General features: G+C 60.0%; 13 protein-coding genes and 3 tRNA genes. 8 read left to right on the plus strand and 8 right to left on the minus strand.

Annotated features, from left to right (window positions below; all coding sequences use genetic code 11):
• Window positions 1–1186 precede the first annotated feature (1186 nt).
• From ACTO3O_RS04915 to ACTO3O_RS04950, 8 genes are all read right to left on the minus strand, one after another.
• Window positions 1187–1669, minus strand: coding sequence for a pyridoxamine 5'-phosphate oxidase family protein (locus ACTO3O_RS04915; protein ID WP_297832682.1), 483 nt, complete (start codon window positions 1667–1669; stop codon window positions 1187–1189).
• Window positions 1666–2349, minus strand: a complete 684-nt coding sequence (locus ACTO3O_RS04920) for a hypothetical protein (RefSeq protein ID WP_297832685.1) — start codon at window positions 2347–2349, stop codon at window positions 1666–1668. Before ACTO3O_RS04920 ends, ACTO3O_RS04915 begins: the two co-directional genes overlap by 4 nt.
• 6 nt (window positions 2350–2355) lie before the next feature.
• Window positions 2356–3963 carry a sulfatase family protein gene (locus tag ACTO3O_RS04925; RefSeq protein ID WP_482596530.1) on the minus strand — a complete coding sequence of 536 codons (1608 nt, stop codon included), beginning with the start codon at window positions 3961–3963 and terminating at the stop codon, window positions 2356–2358.
• A 178-nt stretch (window positions 3964–4141) separates the two neighbouring features.
• Window positions 4142–4627, minus strand: a complete 486-nt coding sequence (locus ACTO3O_RS04930) for a NanQ anomerase/TabA/YiaL family protein (protein ID WP_297832691.1) — start codon at window positions 4625–4627, stop codon at window positions 4142–4144.
• 1276 nt (window positions 4628–5903) lie between these two features.
• Window positions 5904–6131, minus strand: a complete 228-nt coding sequence (locus ACTO3O_RS04935; RefSeq protein WP_297830151.1) for a hypothetical protein — start codon at window positions 6129–6131, stop codon at window positions 5904–5906.
• Window positions 6116–6352 carry a hypothetical protein gene (locus ACTO3O_RS04940; protein ID WP_297830149.1) on the minus strand — a complete coding sequence of 79 codons (237 nt, stop codon included), beginning with the start codon at window positions 6350–6352 and terminating at the stop codon, window positions 6116–6118. The genes ACTO3O_RS04935 and ACTO3O_RS04940 overlap by 16 nt, the downstream gene beginning before the upstream one ends.
• A 96-nt stretch (window positions 6353–6448) precedes the next feature.
• Window positions 6449–6526 (minus strand) — tRNA-Pro (locus ACTO3O_RS04945).
• 146 nt (window positions 6527–6672) lie between these two features.
• Window positions 6673–7332 (minus strand): NUDIX hydrolase, encoded by a 660-nt coding sequence (locus tag ACTO3O_RS04950; protein WP_297830147.1) that lies wholly within the window; start codon window positions 7330–7332, stop codon window positions 6673–6675.
• A 12-nt stretch (window positions 7333–7344) separates the two neighbouring features.
• On the opposite strand from ACTO3O_RS04950, the gene pyrE reads away from it, so the two are divergent.
• The 8 genes from pyrE to ACTO3O_RS04990 all read left to right on the plus strand — a co-directional run bounded on the left by pyrE (window position 7345) and on the right by ACTO3O_RS04990 (window position 14640).
• On the plus strand, window positions 7345–7974 hold the full coding sequence (gene pyrE, locus ACTO3O_RS04955; RefSeq protein ID WP_297830145.1) for an orotate phosphoribosyltransferase: 630 nt from the start codon (window positions 7345–7347) through the stop codon (window positions 7972–7974).
• A 671-nt stretch (window positions 7975–8645) separates the two neighbouring features.
• A complete protein-coding gene (locus ACTO3O_RS04960) occupies window positions 8646–9077 on the plus strand; it encodes a polyketide cyclase (RefSeq protein ID WP_297830143.1) in 432 nt (143 codons plus the stop codon).
• Window positions 9077–11302: an alpha-N-acetylglucosaminidase gene (locus ACTO3O_RS04965; protein ID WP_297830140.1), complete on the plus strand. Its 2226-nt coding sequence runs from the start codon at window positions 9077–9079 to the stop codon at window positions 11300–11302. The genes ACTO3O_RS04960 and ACTO3O_RS04965 overlap by 1 nt, the downstream gene beginning before the upstream one ends.
• On the plus strand, window positions 11254–12078 hold the full coding sequence (locus tag ACTO3O_RS04970) for a TatD family hydrolase (protein ID WP_297830138.1): 825 nt from the start codon (window positions 11254–11256) through the stop codon (window positions 12076–12078). The genes ACTO3O_RS04965 and ACTO3O_RS04970 overlap by 49 nt, the downstream gene beginning before the upstream one ends.
• Window positions 12079–12580: 502 nt before the next feature.
• Complete coding sequence (locus tag ACTO3O_RS04975; protein WP_294592405.1) at window positions 12581–13093, plus strand: PH domain-containing protein; 513 nt, start codon at window positions 12581–12583, stop codon at window positions 13091–13093.
• Between the two features lie 264 nt (window positions 13094–13357).
• Entirely contained in the window at window positions 13358–14017 is a 660-nt protein-coding gene (locus ACTO3O_RS04980; RefSeq protein ID WP_297830136.1) for a S24 family peptidase, read from the plus strand.
• A gap of 150 nt (window positions 14018–14167) precedes the next feature.
• Window positions 14168–14249 (plus strand) — tRNA-Tyr (locus ACTO3O_RS04985).
• A 318-nt stretch (window positions 14250–14567) separates the two neighbouring features.
• Window positions 14568–14640, plus strand: a tRNA-Gly gene (locus ACTO3O_RS04990).
• Window positions 14641–14659: the final 19 nt, after the last annotated feature.

Raw genomic sequence — 14659 nt, forward strand, 5'->3', positions numbered from 1 at the left:
GCGCCGATGGTACTGCACGAAGTTGTGGGAGAGTAGGTCGCCGCCTCCTTCAAGCCTCTGGCTATCGTAAGATAACCAGAGGCTTTTTTTATTCAAGAACCTCTCCTGCGACCCCGCAATAGAACGAAAGCCCCTTTTTCTTTTCACCCGCCAGCTTTTTTGGAGCCCCTCCCATACGTTGCTCGTGATAACCAAGCCTTAATCTTCAAGAGCCTTTCCTCCGGCACAGCAATCGGGCGAAAGACCCTGTCTTTCCTCCTTCTCCCATTTCTCCCCACCAATAGAAGCCTGTTTCTCCATAGCTGCCCAGTCCGCGTTTGGGGTAGAGGCTGGCAGTTGAAATGCGCCAGCATTTCCCGTCCACGGGACGTGGGGCCCGGCCGGCCCGAGGCCAGTACCCTCAAACCAAACTGCGCGCCGACGCCTAAAGAGGGAACAAAGAACGGCGCGTGAAATCCGTCGCCCGCCCGCTTAAATAGGGATTTCACTCGTTTTGCGGTGAGCAAAATCGAGATGAAATCCCAGCGGGCGACGGCAAAACGCGGTGGAGCGAAAGCGGAGCCGCAGTGAGGCGGATACGGGGCGGAGAATTGGGGTGAGCTTTGGGTAGTGCTGTTCTTTGGCTCGAAAACCGTTTACGGTTTTGAGCCGCGCTGGGCCGAGTTTTGGGCTGGAATTTGGGCCGAGAGCGAGTAGCGCGGTTCTCCGAACCGCCGGCCTTGTCGCCCAGCGGCTTTGCCGCTCGGGGGAGTGGGCGACAGGCCGAACTTGACAGAATATGGTGATAAACGGGCGGTGGTTTGGGCGAAACTGTTGCGGCCCAACGGCCCGCGCGGTTCTACGAACCGCAAAAATACGAAAAAGGGACAAGCCCGGGTTCTAAGTCCCCAATCTGTTCCGGCGAAAGCACTCCTTCCCGTTTGTTCCGATAGGCACCGCAACTGAAGACCGTAGCCACGATAGTCCGCGTTGCTGGGAGTGAGGCTCTGCGCGTTGAAGTGCAAGAACCGCCCGATGATACCGGAGACCGCAGACGACCAGCTATAGCCGTAGCCGCCGACGCCCCCCGGTACGCCAGAAGAGTTACCGCGGTAGCCCGGGGCCGCGCGGGACTCGAAAAAAGGCCGCCTCGACTTAAATACCAGCCCCTTGACCAGGCGCCTTTATAAAGATTGCGAATCCCCCCTTAACGCACCCTCTTGCACTTGCCCTGTAGGTGCTCGATCTTCAACCGCAAAACCGCCGTTCGATCGAACGACCTCCGGATGTATGCGTCCTCTTCCGGAGCCGGCCCCAGCTCCGGATTGTATTTCTCCCTCAGCGCCACGAGCGCCTCCCACCGCTCCCCCTCATCAGTCACTTGGGCGATCCTGCCGAACACATGCACCGACTCGTATCCCGTCGAGTACGGCACCACCCTCGTTTTCCCCACCACACAGAAACTCACCCCGTCATTCGCCCCGATCGCATCGATTTTGTGCCCCTCCCGCGCGCAGTGGAAATAGATACAATTCCGCTCCCTCCGATAGACATAACTCATCGGCAGCCCGTATCCATATCCCTCCGGCGCACACATCGCCAGAAAACCGAACTCCCCCGCCTCTAACAGCTCCTTCGCCGCCCCCTCCTCCCACAGGCGATCCTGCCGGCGTACTTTTCTGAAATTCATAAAGTCATCTTTTGTAAATCCACCTCCGACAACCTCCATATCTTCATCTTCCGTCCCCCCTCGAACCACTCGTACATCGGCCTCCCCGTTTTCGCCCTGACGAACGTCACCGACCCCGTCACCGTCCCCTCCCCCGACTCCCAGAACGTCGCCGCCACCGCATATTTTTCGCCATAATCCAGCACCACCAGCAGATTCTCCCTCCAGTCCTGTGGGCGGACATATCTTTTGCTCCTCGTCAGTATCGAACGGGCCCTCACCTCGACCTCCCATTCTCCTCCGCCCCCCTGAAACGCCGCCACCATCGCCGACGGAATACCCCGATTACACAGCGCCTCCGGCACCCCTCGGTTCCTCCACTTCTCTTCCGTGGCTTCCTTCTCAGACCACGTTAATAACCCCATCGATATCTCTTTCGGCACCTCCGCTACCCATCCCATCTGCGGCCGATCGTACGTTCCCTCCCCCATCTCCCGCATACGATCCAACAGCCCTGCATTGCTAGTGAACCACTCCAGCGCCTCATCGTTCCGCGCCAGCTCGCACATTTCTCCCACCAACACCCGCGTCGCCTCCAGCCACTCGTATTTCTCCGGCTCCATTCCCCTTACCCCACACCCCGTTACTAAAGTCACCAGCCCCAGGATAATCCTGAGGCTGGCTCCGCGAAAACGTATCATATTCCGTTATTTTTTCGAATCGGAAATCTCCCCCCGCCGATCCGGCAGCCGTCGCACCTCCTCCAGCCGCGCCGCCAGCTCCGCCACCCGTTCCGGATAGAGCTCCGCCACATTGTTCCGTTCCCCGATATCCTCCGTCAGGTGATACAACTGCGGCTCCTTCGCATTCCCCAGCTCGATGTTTACATCGTGATTTTTCGCCGCCCCGCCGCTCGGCGCGATGTACTTCCACCCGTCCACCGTAATCGACAGCGTGCCCGCATTCTCGACAATGTATTCCCGTCCCCTGGTGCGTTTCCGGTCTTTTCCCAGCCAGACCGCCAGGTGATTCCGGCTATCCTGCGCCTCCCCCTCCGCGAGCTCCTCACCCACCAACTCCGCCAGCGAAGCGAACCAGTCCACCTGCGACGCCGGCGCCTCGCTCAGCCTCCCCGCCGGCACCCTCCCCGGCCACCTGACAATCGCCGGCACCCGTGTCCCCGCCTCGAAGATACTATACTTCCCCCCCCTGAACCGTCCCCACGGCTTGTGACTCCCCAGCAACTCCACCGCCCGATCCCGATAGCCGTCATCCACCACCGGCCCGTTGTCCGACGACAAGATCACCAGCGTATTCTCAGCAATCCCCAGCGAATCCAACACCCCCAGAATCCGTCCCACCGACCAGTCGAACTGCAAGATCGCATCCCCCCTGGCCCCCATCCCGCTTTTTCCCACGAACCGTTCGTGCGGCGCCCTCGGCACATGGATATCGTTCGTGCAGAAATAGAGGAAGAACGGTTTTTCCGCCCCGGTTTTCTTTGCCTCCTGCTGTGCCGCCACCGAACGTTCGATGAACCTCACCGCCCGCTCCGTAATCGTATCCGCAATGTTTTCATCCACCCATAAGGCGTTTCCTCCGCCCGTCATATATCCGATCCTTCCGATCCCGTTCACGATCGCCATATCGTGCCCGTGACTCGCCTGTAGTTTGAGCCTCTCCGGATTTTTGCGTCCCGTCGGTTCCCCCGGGAACGGCCTGCTGTAGCTCACCCGGATCGAATCCTCCGGGTGGTTCGCCAAATCGAGCCCCACCACCCGTCCGTTTTCGATATATACGCACGGCACCCGATCCGCCGTCGCCGCCATGATGTACGAATAGTCGAACCCGATATCCTTGAGTCCCGGCGTCACCACCCCGTTCCAATCCTGCGCCCCCGCCCGGTCGCCCAGCCCCAGGTGCCACTTACCGACCGCCGCCGTCGTATATCCCGCCCGCTGCATCATCCTCGGCATCGTTTTGTGCTCCGGCGTGACGATCATCGCCGCATCCCCCGGCGCAATTCCCGTCCCCGGCCTTCTCCACGCATATTCCCCCGTCAGAATGCTGTATCTGGCCGGCGTACTCGTCGCCGCCGTGGCATGCGCATCCGCGAACCGCACCCCCTCCTCCGCCAGCCGATCCGTATTCGGCGTCCGGATCGTCCCCTGCGACCCGTTGCAGGCAATATCTCCGAACCCCAGGTCGTCCGCCAGAATAATGACCACATTCGGTTTCTCGGGGTTGTTTTTCGTTTTGTTTCCGGCCTCCGTCGCCGTCGCCGTCTTCACCGTTCCCGCCACTCCCGCCGCCATTGCGGCCCACAGGCTCAGTTTCGTTTTCAAGTCAGTCATATCGAGTTTGGGTTGCAGAAAGTTTTTCCTTGGTTGTATACTATGGCTTTACACGGTGAATCAGGATCGGGTTTCGCGCCTGCACGTCGTTTTTCCTTGTAGTATATATGGCTTCATACGCTTGTAAAGAGCCAGGCAGTTATCGCGCCTCGACCCTGATTTTGACGATCGCCTTTCGACTCATCGCCTCTTCCTCCGCCTTTTCCGGTCTGCCCAGCGGCGCATGCGCATCCTCCGGGAAGAAGATCACGAACTCCCCCTTTTTCGCCGTCACCCGGCTCGTCGGCTCGTCGTTATAGAACACGATGTCATTCCCCTCGTCGAACACCCCCTTCTGTTGCGAACAAGCATTCCTCCGCGCCCAACCGAACGATTCTCCTCCGTCGATCATCACCTGTAAGTCGATGTATTTGTCGTGCGCTTCGAGCACCGTATCTTCCGCCGGTTTTAGCCTGTGCTCTCCGACCATCACGAAGAGATCCTCCCCATTGATCTCATGCCTGCCATTGAACGCCGGATCGTCCAGTTCCGCTCGGTGTTGTGCCAGGTATTCGAAAGCCACGGCGAAGAGCGGATGTATGCGCGCATATTTATGCACCGAGGAATCTAACGCGTCGTGTATCATGATTTTCTGTTATAAGGATTGTTCCGAGAGACAAATATAGTAAAAAAGCGATAATCGGGATTTAGGGAAGCCGCTGCGTCGCCGCTGCTCGTTTGTGTTATGCGGGTATACCCGGCCAGAGCATCCCGTAGGGATGCGCTCTGAAGTTTGGCTACGCCTTCCTCCTGGCACCTCGGCCATTCAAACAAGTTTGATGGCTCTCGGTTGTTGCGTCGGTTCTTTGGTTCTTTCTGTTCACAGAAAGAACAGTCCCCTCAAACCAAACGCGCGCCGCCGCCTAAAGAGGGAAATCGTCAAAATGTGCTGGCACGTTTTGACAAGATTTCCCCAGGCGCGCGAACAAAGCTCGACCCGCGCGCGATCGCTGAAGAAGGAAATCATTCCAACGCGTGATTCGCGTTTGAATAAGATTTCCGCCAGCGCGCGGACAGAGAGCGGTGCGAGGAATTAGGCTGAGGCTGCCCGCGTTGCATAGGGGTAGAGGCAGCCAGTGGAAATGCGTAAGCATTTCCCGTCCACGGGGCGTGGGGCCCGCGCGGCCTGAGCGCAGTCCCCTCAAACCAAACCGCGCGCCCCGCCTAAAGGAGCGATTCAGCTATTTCGGCGGTGAGCCGAAATAGAATGAATCGCGCAGGCGCGCGAAAAAAGTTCTCCCGCGTACGAAAAGAGAATAGAGTAGAGGCAGTCCGGGAGCGGAGAACTGGGCAGTGCTTTGAGCCGAGCTTCTGCGACTCGCAGAGTCGCGCAGTTCGCCGCCACCCCACGCGGCGGACTGCAACTCGCCGGCGCTCGTTGCTGCTCTCCGCTGGCGGCGACTGCAAACAGGTCGCGGACGAATGGGCCGTGCTTCTGCGGTTCGTAGAACCGCCGGGCCTGCGCGCTGGGCCGTTCGGCCCACCCCCGGAGCGCGCAGCCCGAACCCAAAAGAATTGAGGAGGTGAATGGGTTGTTGCTTCTGCAACTCGCCGACGCTCGTTGCAGTCACCGCTGCCGGCGACCCGCTTAAACTAAAAGCGAGTAGTGCGATTCCGAATGGAACCTCCGGCCTTGTCGCCCAGCGGCTTTGCCGCTCGGGGGGATGGGCGACAGGCCGAATATGACAGCCTTGGGGCGGTGCTGGTGGCGGAGTTCTTGCGACCCAACGGGTCGCGCGGGCCGGACGCCTCCCACCGGGAGGCCCGCAACACGCCGCTTCGCGTTGAGAGTTGCTGTACCTCCCGGGCGTCCGACCTGCTTTGGGTTGAGATTGCCATCTTTCGCGTGCCAAGCAGTCCGTTTATTCCGAGAGGCAACGCAACTGAAGACCGCGACCCCGGTAATCAGCGTTGCCGGAATTGAATCCTTGAGCATAAAACCCCAGATCCAGCCCTTGAATGCTGCTCGTAGCAGAAGACCAGCTGTAGCCACTGTTGCAGACATTTCTTGTCAGGCCTTCGAAGTTTTGTGGCCCGTAATCGCGGTAGCCCGGGGCGGGGTTCTCCTTCCCGTTTATTCCGAGAGGCAACGCAACTGAAAACCGTGAGCACGATAGTACGCATTAGTGGGGCTGAGATCCAGCGTGTAGAAATGCAAGTAGACACAGTTGATTTTGTCCGTGGAGCACGACCAACTGTAACCGTGATTGGCACTTCCCCCGACTCCGCCCGAAAGCGCGTCGCGGAAGCCCGGGGCGCGCCCACAGGGCGTTTTACTGGCCGCCTCTACCCCAAATGCCTCTACCCTCAATCGCCCCCGTAGGCCCGTCTCACTTTTATCGATAGGCACCGCCCCCGCGAAACAAAAAAGGCTCTCATCGCAAGATGAGAGCCTTTGGGAACTTCGTGGTCGGGGTGAGAAGATTCGAACTTCCGACCTCCACGTCCCGAACGTGGCGCGCTAACCGGACTGTGCTACACCCCGAAAATTCCGGAGACAAAGGTAAGCTAAAATTCCGAACCCGCAAACAGTTTTTCGATAAAAAGTGAAAAAACGCCGCCGGGAATCTCGCAATAGCCCCTTAGACTCATGAAAATCAACACCTAAGTCCCCACAAGAAAAAGCCCCCCTCAGAACCTCTTCGCCGCCGCGAATACATCCCGAATCGTACTGTACGTATTTTCGATGTACGAAGCCAGACTATCCGCCGCAATCCACCGAATATCCGTAATTCCCTCCTCCGTCTGCGGCCTCAGCTCCTCATTCCCGTCATTCTCCATCGCAAACCACGTCGTCCGCTTGAGCACCCACCGGTCATTCGCCTCGTAATGCGACTCATAGAGATGATACGTCCTCGTCAGCAACTTACCCACCGCCAGCCCCCGAATCCCGCACTCCTCCTCCACCTCCCTCACCGCACACTCCGCCAACTCCTCCCCCCTTTCCAGCTTCCCCTTCGGCAAATCCCACCTTCCGTTCCTGAAAATCATCAACACCTCCCCCCTCGGCGACACGACCAGCCCCCCCGCCGCCTCTATCGGCAGGAACTGCGCCGCAAACTGCGCGAAGAATCGTTCATTCTCCTCCTCCGTCCTCGAAACGAACGCTACGGATTTGGCCGTTTCGAAAATTCTCTGCAAATTTGTTAATCCGAGCGTCGCCCCGCCGTCCGGCCCGAGCGTATCGGCCTGCATGACCAGCCACGACGCCTCCGTCGCCGCCGCCAGCGCCGCGCACTCCTCCGGCGTGCCGAACGCGACGACATTATCCGAACGATAGACCTTTTTCATAAGTAGTTAGGTATGGAAACCGGCAAAAAGATTGCACAAACATTGCTGCAAATTAAGGCAATAAAACTCAGCCCTGCAAATCCGTTTACGTGGGCCAGCGGGTGGCGTTCGCCGATCTACTGCGACAACCGGAAGACCCTGTCCTATCCGGCCGCCCGTCGCGAGATCTACGAATCCTTCGCCTCCCTGATCACCGCGAAGTATCCCCATGCCGACGTGATCGCCGGCGTGGCGACCGGAGCCATCGCCTGCGGCGTGCTGACCGCAGAAGCGCTCGGCAAACCGTTTATTTACGTCCGCTCCGCCCCTAAGGATCACGGGATGGCCAATCAAGTCGAAGGCCATTTCGAACCCGGCTCTAAAGTCGTCGTCGTCGAAGACCTCATTTCGACCGGCGGTAGCTCGTTAAAAGCCGTCGAAGCCTTGCGTTCCGCCGGGTGCGACGTACTCGGGATGGTCGCTATTTTCACCTACGGTTTTCCGACCGCCTCCTCCAACTTCGCGCAGGCCGGCGTCGAGCTGGATACCTTGTCCGACTACAACACCCTGATCGAGCTGGCGACCGAACAAGGCTACGTGCAGCAGGAAGATGTAGCCACCCTTCGCGAGTGGCGTCAGTCACCGGACACCTGGGGCAAATAAGAAACCGCCCCCTTTAATCGTTCGTTTAATTGCACCTTGGAGGAACCAAAAGCAATTGCAAAGACTGAGGACTGCGGAGCCTAAGGCGTAGCGTAGCTAACTAAAAGTTTTTGGTGCCGCTTTTTCCAAAAAGCGGCAGTTCTATCCGGGGCAGTGTCCCGATCGCGCGCCGCCGCCCAAAGAAGCGATTCAACTCTTTCGGCGCGAGCCGAATTATAGATGAATCGCGCAGGCGCGCGACAACAGTTCTCCCGCGCGCCCCGCCTAAAGAGGGAAATCGTCCAAATGCGCTTGCGCGTTTTGACAAGATTTCCCCGGCGCGCGAACAAAGAATGGGGCGAGGAATTGGGCCGAGGCTGGTAGTTGAAATGCGTAAGCATTTCCCGTCCACGGGACGTGGGGCCCGGTCGGCCCGAGGCCAGCCCCCTCAAACCAAACCGCGCGCCGCCGCCAAAAGAAGCGATTCATCTATTTCGGCGCGAGCCGAATATAGATGAATCGCGCAGGCGCGCGACAACAGTTTTCCTGCGCGCCCCGCCTAAAGAGGGAAATCTTGTCAAAATGTGCTTGCACGTTTTGACAAGATTTCCCCAGGCGCGCGAACCGACCCCCAAAAAAAGCGGCAGTTCCTGCGGGCAGACACAGTAAACGAACGAAACACAGAATTAGCCATGCGTTATACCAGCAAGCAAGTCCAGATCACCCATTCCGACGAGCGCATATTCCGCGTTCTGTCCAGCTTCGAGAACTTCACCCCGATTTTGGCCGACAAAGTCGACAGTTGGGAAGCCACCGAAGAGACCTGCCGCTTCCGTGCCAAAGGATTTACCATCGGACTGAAGATGGTCGAGCGTCAGCCCAACAAGCACATAAAAGTGTGCGCCGACGACACCGCCGGCGGAGCCCCCATCCCCTTCACCTTCTGGACCCAGATGCAAGACAGCACCCCCGACGGTTCTGCGACCCCCCGTACCCACATGCGCATCGTGCTCGACATCGAGCTCAACCCCATGCTGAAGATGATGGTCGGCGGGAAACTGCAAGGCGCCGTCGACGGCATCGCCGACCAGATCGCCCACGCCTTTAACAACGCCCACCTTTGATGCGCCGCTGTTTCGCCATAGCATTCTTTTTGCTCCTGACCCTTTTCGGAGCCCCCCTCGCCGCCCTCGGCAGCGCGGCCGGGAATCCTGTGTCCGCCCTCGTCGACCGCATCCAGCCCGGCCAGAGCTCCCGCTTCCTCTTCGAACTCGCAGACCAGCAATCCCCCCGAGACTTCTTCGAACTCGACGCCAAAGGAGGGAAAATCGTCATTCGCGGCAATAATTACCTCTCCATCGCCGTAGGCCTCAACTGGTACCTCAAGTACTATGCAGGCGTGCAGATTACCTGGAACAATCCCCGCCCGCGCCTGAGCCATCTCAAGTTTCCCAAGCCTAAGACCGTGGAGCGGCATGCCACCGACATGCTCGTGCGGTACTACATGAACTACTGCACCTTTTCCTATTCCACCCCGTTTTGGGACTGGGAACGTTGGCAGCAAGAGATCGACTGGATGGCCCTGCACGGCATCACCACCCCCTTGTCCCTGACCGGCTCCGCCACCGTCTGGCGGAACACCCTGCTCGATTTAGGGTTCGACAAAGAGCAAATCGACCGCTTCATCGCCGGGCCCGCACATCAAGCCTGGTGGCTCATGAACAACCTCGAAGCCTGGGGCGGGCCCAACCCTGCCGACTGGTACGACAAACAAGCCGAACTGGAGCAGAAGATCGTCCAGCGGTATCGGGAGTGGGGCATGCAGCCCGTTTTTGCCGGGTATGGCGGAATGGTGCCCAACGACACCGCCATGTGGCGGCAGTTAGGGCTCACCCAAGTGCAAGACCCCGGCCTTTGGTGCGGTTATCGGCGCCCCGCCTTCCTGCTGCCCACCGACCCCCGGTTCGGGACCATCGCCGACACCTATTATAAGAACCTCAAAGCCTTGTACGGCGACGACGCCCGTTATTTCGCCATCGACCCCTTCCATGAAGGCGGCTCTACACAAGGCGTCGACCTTCCTGCCGCCGGGCAAGCCATTTACGACGCCATGAAACGCGCCAACCCCGGCGCCGTGTGGGTGGCCCAGGCCTGGCAGAGCTGCCCCCACCCCGAGATGATCCGCGACCTGCCCGGCGGGGATATGCTCGTGCTCGACCTTTTCAGCGAGAGCCGGCCCATGTGGGGCGGGGATCGGCGATCCCCCTGGTGGCGCGACGGCGGCTACGGACGGCACGACTGGGTCTACTGCATGCTCCTGAACTTCGGCGGCAACGTCGGCATGCACGGCAAGATGCGCCGCCTCATCGACAGCTATTACCTCGCCCGCGACATGCAGCACGCCGACAGCTCATGCGCCCGCTTCCTTCGCGGCGTCGGCACCACCCCCGAAGGGATCGAGAACAACCCCGTGATGTTCGAACTGCTTTACGAACTGCCGTGGCGTCCCGAGAAATTCGACCGGATCCAGTGGGTCGAGGGCTATGTGCAGGCCCGGTACGGACGCACCCTGCCACCCGTGGTCGAAGCCTGGAAAATACTCGCCAATACAGTTTATGACGCCCCCTATGACGGCACACAGGAAGGAACCACCGAATCCGTCTTTTGCGCCCGTCCCGCCCTGCGCGTCGACCGCGTCTCCAGCTGGGGCTCCGCCCGACTCAACTACGACCCCGACGAGACCCGTCGCGCCTTGGGCCTGATGCTCCAAGTCGCCGATCGGTACCGCGGCTGCAACAACTTCGAATACGACCTTGTCGACGTCGCCCGTCAAGCCCTGGCCGACCACGCCAATGTACTGTTGCGCCAGATCGAGACCGCCTTCGACCGGAACGACCGCGAGCGTTTTCGGCGCCTCAGCGACGACTTCCTCAGCCTCCTGCTGCTGCAAGACACCCTCCTCAGCTCCCGACCCGAATTCATGGTCGGCCCCTGGATCGAAAGCGCCATGCAGTGGAGCCGGCTGCGGCCCCAGCAAGACTTTTACCGTTGGAACGCCCGCACCCTCATTACCACGTGGGGCAACCGCCACGCCGCCGACCTCGGCGGCCTCCGCGACTACGCCCACCGCGAATGGAGCGGCCTCCTGCGCGACTTTTATTACCCCCGCTGGCAAACCTTCTTCGACGCCATGAACCGGGGCGACGCCCCCCCTGCGGACTACTACCCCATGGAATCCGCCTGGGCCGCAGCCACCGCGCCATACCCCATTCAGGCCGAGACCCACCCAATAGAAACGGCATGGAAAGTTTACAACCGACTCCTCACCCGGCATCCCTCCCGTCCGTAGACTACTACGTCGACACGCATGCCCACCTCTTCGATCCCGACTTCGACCCCGACCGAGCCGAGACCCTCGCCCGTGCCTCCGCCGTCGGCGTGCGCCAGATCATCCTGCCCGCCGTCGACTCCCGCAGCCACCGCGCCCTGCTCGACACCGTCCGGGCCTACCCCGACATGTGCCGCGCCGCCATCGGCATGCACCCCACCTCCGTCAACGAGAACACCCGCTGGCGCGAAGAACTTCAGATCGTTCGGCAGCTTCTCAAAGAGCCCCCTGTGAAGTGGTGCGCCATCGGCGAAGTCGGCCTCGACCTCCACTGGAGCACCAGCTCCCTCACCGCGCAATGCCAAGCCCTCGTCATTCAGATGCAACTCGCCATCGAATACGACCTCCCCTTGATCCTGCACGTCCGCGACGCCTGGAACGAGATATTCCCCCTCCTCGAACCCTTGCAAGGCCAGATCCGCGGCGTCTTCCACAGCTTCCAAGGGACACTCAAAGACTACGAACGCATCGCCACCCTCGGCGGCTTCGCCATCGGCGTCGGCGGCTTTATTACCTACAAGAACTCCTCCGTCGTGAAAGTTCTAGAGCAGATACCCATCGAGAACATGGTGCTGGAGACCGACTCCCCCTACCTGACCCCCGTCCCCTACCGCGGGACCCGGAACGAGAGCGCCCACATTCCCGTCATCGCCGCCCGCCTCGCCGAGATCAAAGGCCTCTCCGTCGAAACCGTTCGGGCCGCCACCACCGCCCGTGCCGCCGGCCTCTTCCTTTGATCGATGGGGGGCTGCCGGGCCACTCCTCCCGGGCGACCATCCCGAGCGGTTCAACCCGGGCGACCCAACGCGGCATCCCTCCGGTTACCCATCCCGGGGGCCATCCCGGCGCGGCTCAACCCGGCCACCCTTGCCGGGCGGTTCCATCCGGACGACCATTCCGGCCACTCAACCTCGAGCGGTTCCCTCCGGCCGACCATTCCGGCGACCCAACGCGGCATCCCTCCGGTTACCCAACCCGGGGGCCAAACCCGAACGGTTCAACCCGGCCACCCATGCCGGGCCACCCAACCGGCCACCCCTTCCGGGCCCCCAAACCCAAGCGGTTCAACCCGGGCCACCCAACCGGCCACCCCTTCCGGGCCCCCAAACCCAAGCGGTTCAACCCGGGCCACCCGACCCGGCCACCTATATCGGCGGCCCATCGTCGGCCGAATGCCTCCGCCGGCCTGAAGACCCCGCCCCTTCGTCGCTCAGCGACCTATATTGTAGTGTAGATAGTATGAAAGACCCCATCACCATCGACCCCAAATTCCGCTTTCGGCTCGACCGCCGCGCCCGGTGGCTCACCCTCGCCACCCTCCTCCTCGTCGGCACCCTCGTCGGCCTCCTCTTCTACCTCTCCGGCGCCAGCTACCTCCCCGCCTGGTTCGCCACCATCGTCGTCGTGCTGCTGCTGCTCGCCTCTCTCTCCATCCCCCGCTTCATGCGCGTCTCCCCCCACTCCGTCGAGATCCACTGCGTCATGGAGCTCATCAAGATCCCCCTCTCCGACATCCGCCACATCCGCTTCGTCGAACCCCGCCAGATGCGCTACTGCATCCCCCTTTGGGGCGTCTACGGCTTCGGCGGGTACTACGGCTTCTACCTCAACCTCCGCGAGCGCCGCCTCTTTCGTCTCTGCGCCTCCCGTTGGAGCGGCTTCGTCCTCATCGAAGACATCTACGAAGAACAATACATCATCAGCTGCGACGACCCCGCCGCCTTCATCCGCGCCGTCGAGCAGTACGAATAGCCCCCTCTCTCCCCTCCGGATACAAAAAAGAGACGTTCCGAACGGTGGCAGCCCTTCGGAACGTCCTGCATACAAAGAAGATAAGTAATAGTAAACCGGGAGACGATAACTCGAATTTAAATATTTTATTGTATAGTCGGATGCGAGTTTTATCTTTGATTAGCAATTAGTTATTCGATTTCATGTATAAAATGTATAAAGCAAATTTAAACATTATGATGCAACTTTGCAACATAATGCAGTAACATTCAAACCTCCTGCACCATGACCGACTGGCAGCGGCTCGAACAAATCATCCGGTGGACCGGCCTGTCCACCAACGCCTTCGCCTTTTCCATAGGCCTGAAACGGAGCCAGAACCTCTACCAGATCAAACGCCACCGCAACCGGATCAGCAAAGACCTCGCCGACCGGATCGTCCGTCGCTACCCCGTTTTCGACCGCTCGTGGCTCCTGACCGGCGACGGCCCCAGCCCCGACCTCTCCGCCCTTCCCCTCCCTCCCCGTCCCGACACCGCCTCCGGACGCATCCCCTTTTACCCGCTCGACGCCCTTCGCCTCGCCTCCGACCCCTCCCTCCTCGCCACCGCCCAGCCCGACGGCCACCTCTCCATCCCCGGCATCGACGACTGCGACCTCGCCGCCCTCTGCACCGGCGACCACATGGCCCCCGACATCCCCTCCGGCGCCATCGTCGCCCTTCGCCGCGTCGACCCCCAAGGCCCCGTTCTCCCCGGCGAGATCTACCTCCTCGTGACCAGCGAATACGCCCGAATGGGCTACATCCGCCCCGACCGGAAAGTCGCCTCCGGCCTCTGGCTCGACCCCCCCTCCGGCAGCGACCAGCCCCCCCTCGGCCTCCGTCGCGACCGCATCCGCCACCTCTATCTCGTCCAGGGAATCGTCATCCGCAAAGTTCTGTAACCCTTCCTTTTTCACCCCTCCCGTCTAATAGGTTGAAAAAAAGCAGGGTAAAGGACGAAAAAGTTTGGAAATTCAAAACCAATGCCTATCTTTGTCGTCCGAAATGTCCTGTTCTCCCTTTTTCGGGGAAATGCTAACAGATTGAAACTCGGGCGGATACCAGAGTGGCCAAATGGGGCAGACTGTAAATCTGCTGTCTTCGACTTCGGTGGTTCGAATCCATCTCCGCCCACAAATCGTTCTTCGATAAAAAGAGCATCGCCGCCAGGCGTTTTTGAGTTTCCGATACGACCTTGCAAACTTGTTTGCAAAAGGGCGCTGTCAGAAACTCAAAACAACGAACGCAGTTCGGCACTTTTTATCGAAGTGAAAGTTTTGTAGGGGTCCCGCCGGGAGGCCGTGGATCACGGCACGCCAGTGACGTAATCCATCTCAGGGGTAAACGGAGACAATGATCACGGCACATTAGTGACGTAGTCCTCTCCGCCTTAAAACAAAAGAGGCATACAAGAACAACGGCACACCCCCTCGCAAACACCACCGAAAACAAGCGGAAGTAGCTCAGTCGGTAGAGCATTAGCCTTCCAAGCTAAGGGTCGCGGGTTCGAATCTCGTCTTCCGCTCTTTTGTATAAAGAGACAA

The sequence above is a fragment of the Rikenella sp. genome (assembly GCF_056799795.1).

What these genes read in the sequence shown, in the direction of transcription:
- ACTO3O_RS04915 (WP_297832682.1), bottom strand. Translation starts at nt 1,669, where the DNA reads ATGAATTTCAGAAAAGTACGCCGGCAGGATCGCCTGTGGGAGGAGGGG.
- ACTO3O_RS04920 (WP_297832685.1), bottom strand. Translation starts at nt 2,349, where the DNA reads ATGATACGTTTTCGCGGAGCCAGCCTCAGGATTATCCTGGGGCTGGTG.
- ACTO3O_RS04925 (WP_482596530.1), bottom strand. Translation starts at nt 3,963, where the DNA reads ATGGCGGCGGGAGTGGCGGGAACGGTGAAGACGGCGACGGCGACGGAG.
- ACTO3O_RS04930 (WP_297832691.1), bottom strand. Translation starts at nt 4,627, where the DNA reads ATGATACACGACGCGTTAGATTCCTCGGTGCATAAATATGCGCGCATA.
- ACTO3O_RS04950 (WP_297830147.1), bottom strand. Translation starts at nt 7,332, where the DNA reads ATGAAAAAGGTCTATCGTTCGGATAATGTCGTCGCGTTCGGCACGCCG.
- pyrE (WP_297830145.1), top strand. Translation starts at nt 7,345, where the DNA reads ATGGAAACCGGCAAAAAGATTGCACAAACATTGCTGCAAATTAAGGCA.
- ACTO3O_RS04960 (WP_297830143.1), top strand. Translation starts at nt 8,646, where the DNA reads ATGCGTTATACCAGCAAGCAAGTCCAGATCACCCATTCCGACGAGCGC.
- ACTO3O_RS04965 (WP_297830140.1), top strand. Translation starts at nt 9,077, where the DNA reads ATGCGCCGCTGTTTCGCCATAGCATTCTTTTTGCTCCTGACCCTTTTC.
- ACTO3O_RS04970 (WP_297830138.1), top strand. Translation starts at nt 11,254, where the DNA reads ATGGAAAGTTTACAACCGACTCCTCACCCGGCATCCCTCCCGTCCGTA.
- ACTO3O_RS04975 (WP_294592405.1), top strand. Translation starts at nt 12,581, where the DNA reads ATGAAAGACCCCATCACCATCGACCCCAAATTCCGCTTTCGGCTCGAC.
- ACTO3O_RS04980 (WP_297830136.1), top strand. Translation starts at nt 13,358, where the DNA reads ATGACCGACTGGCAGCGGCTCGAACAAATCATCCGGTGGACCGGCCTG.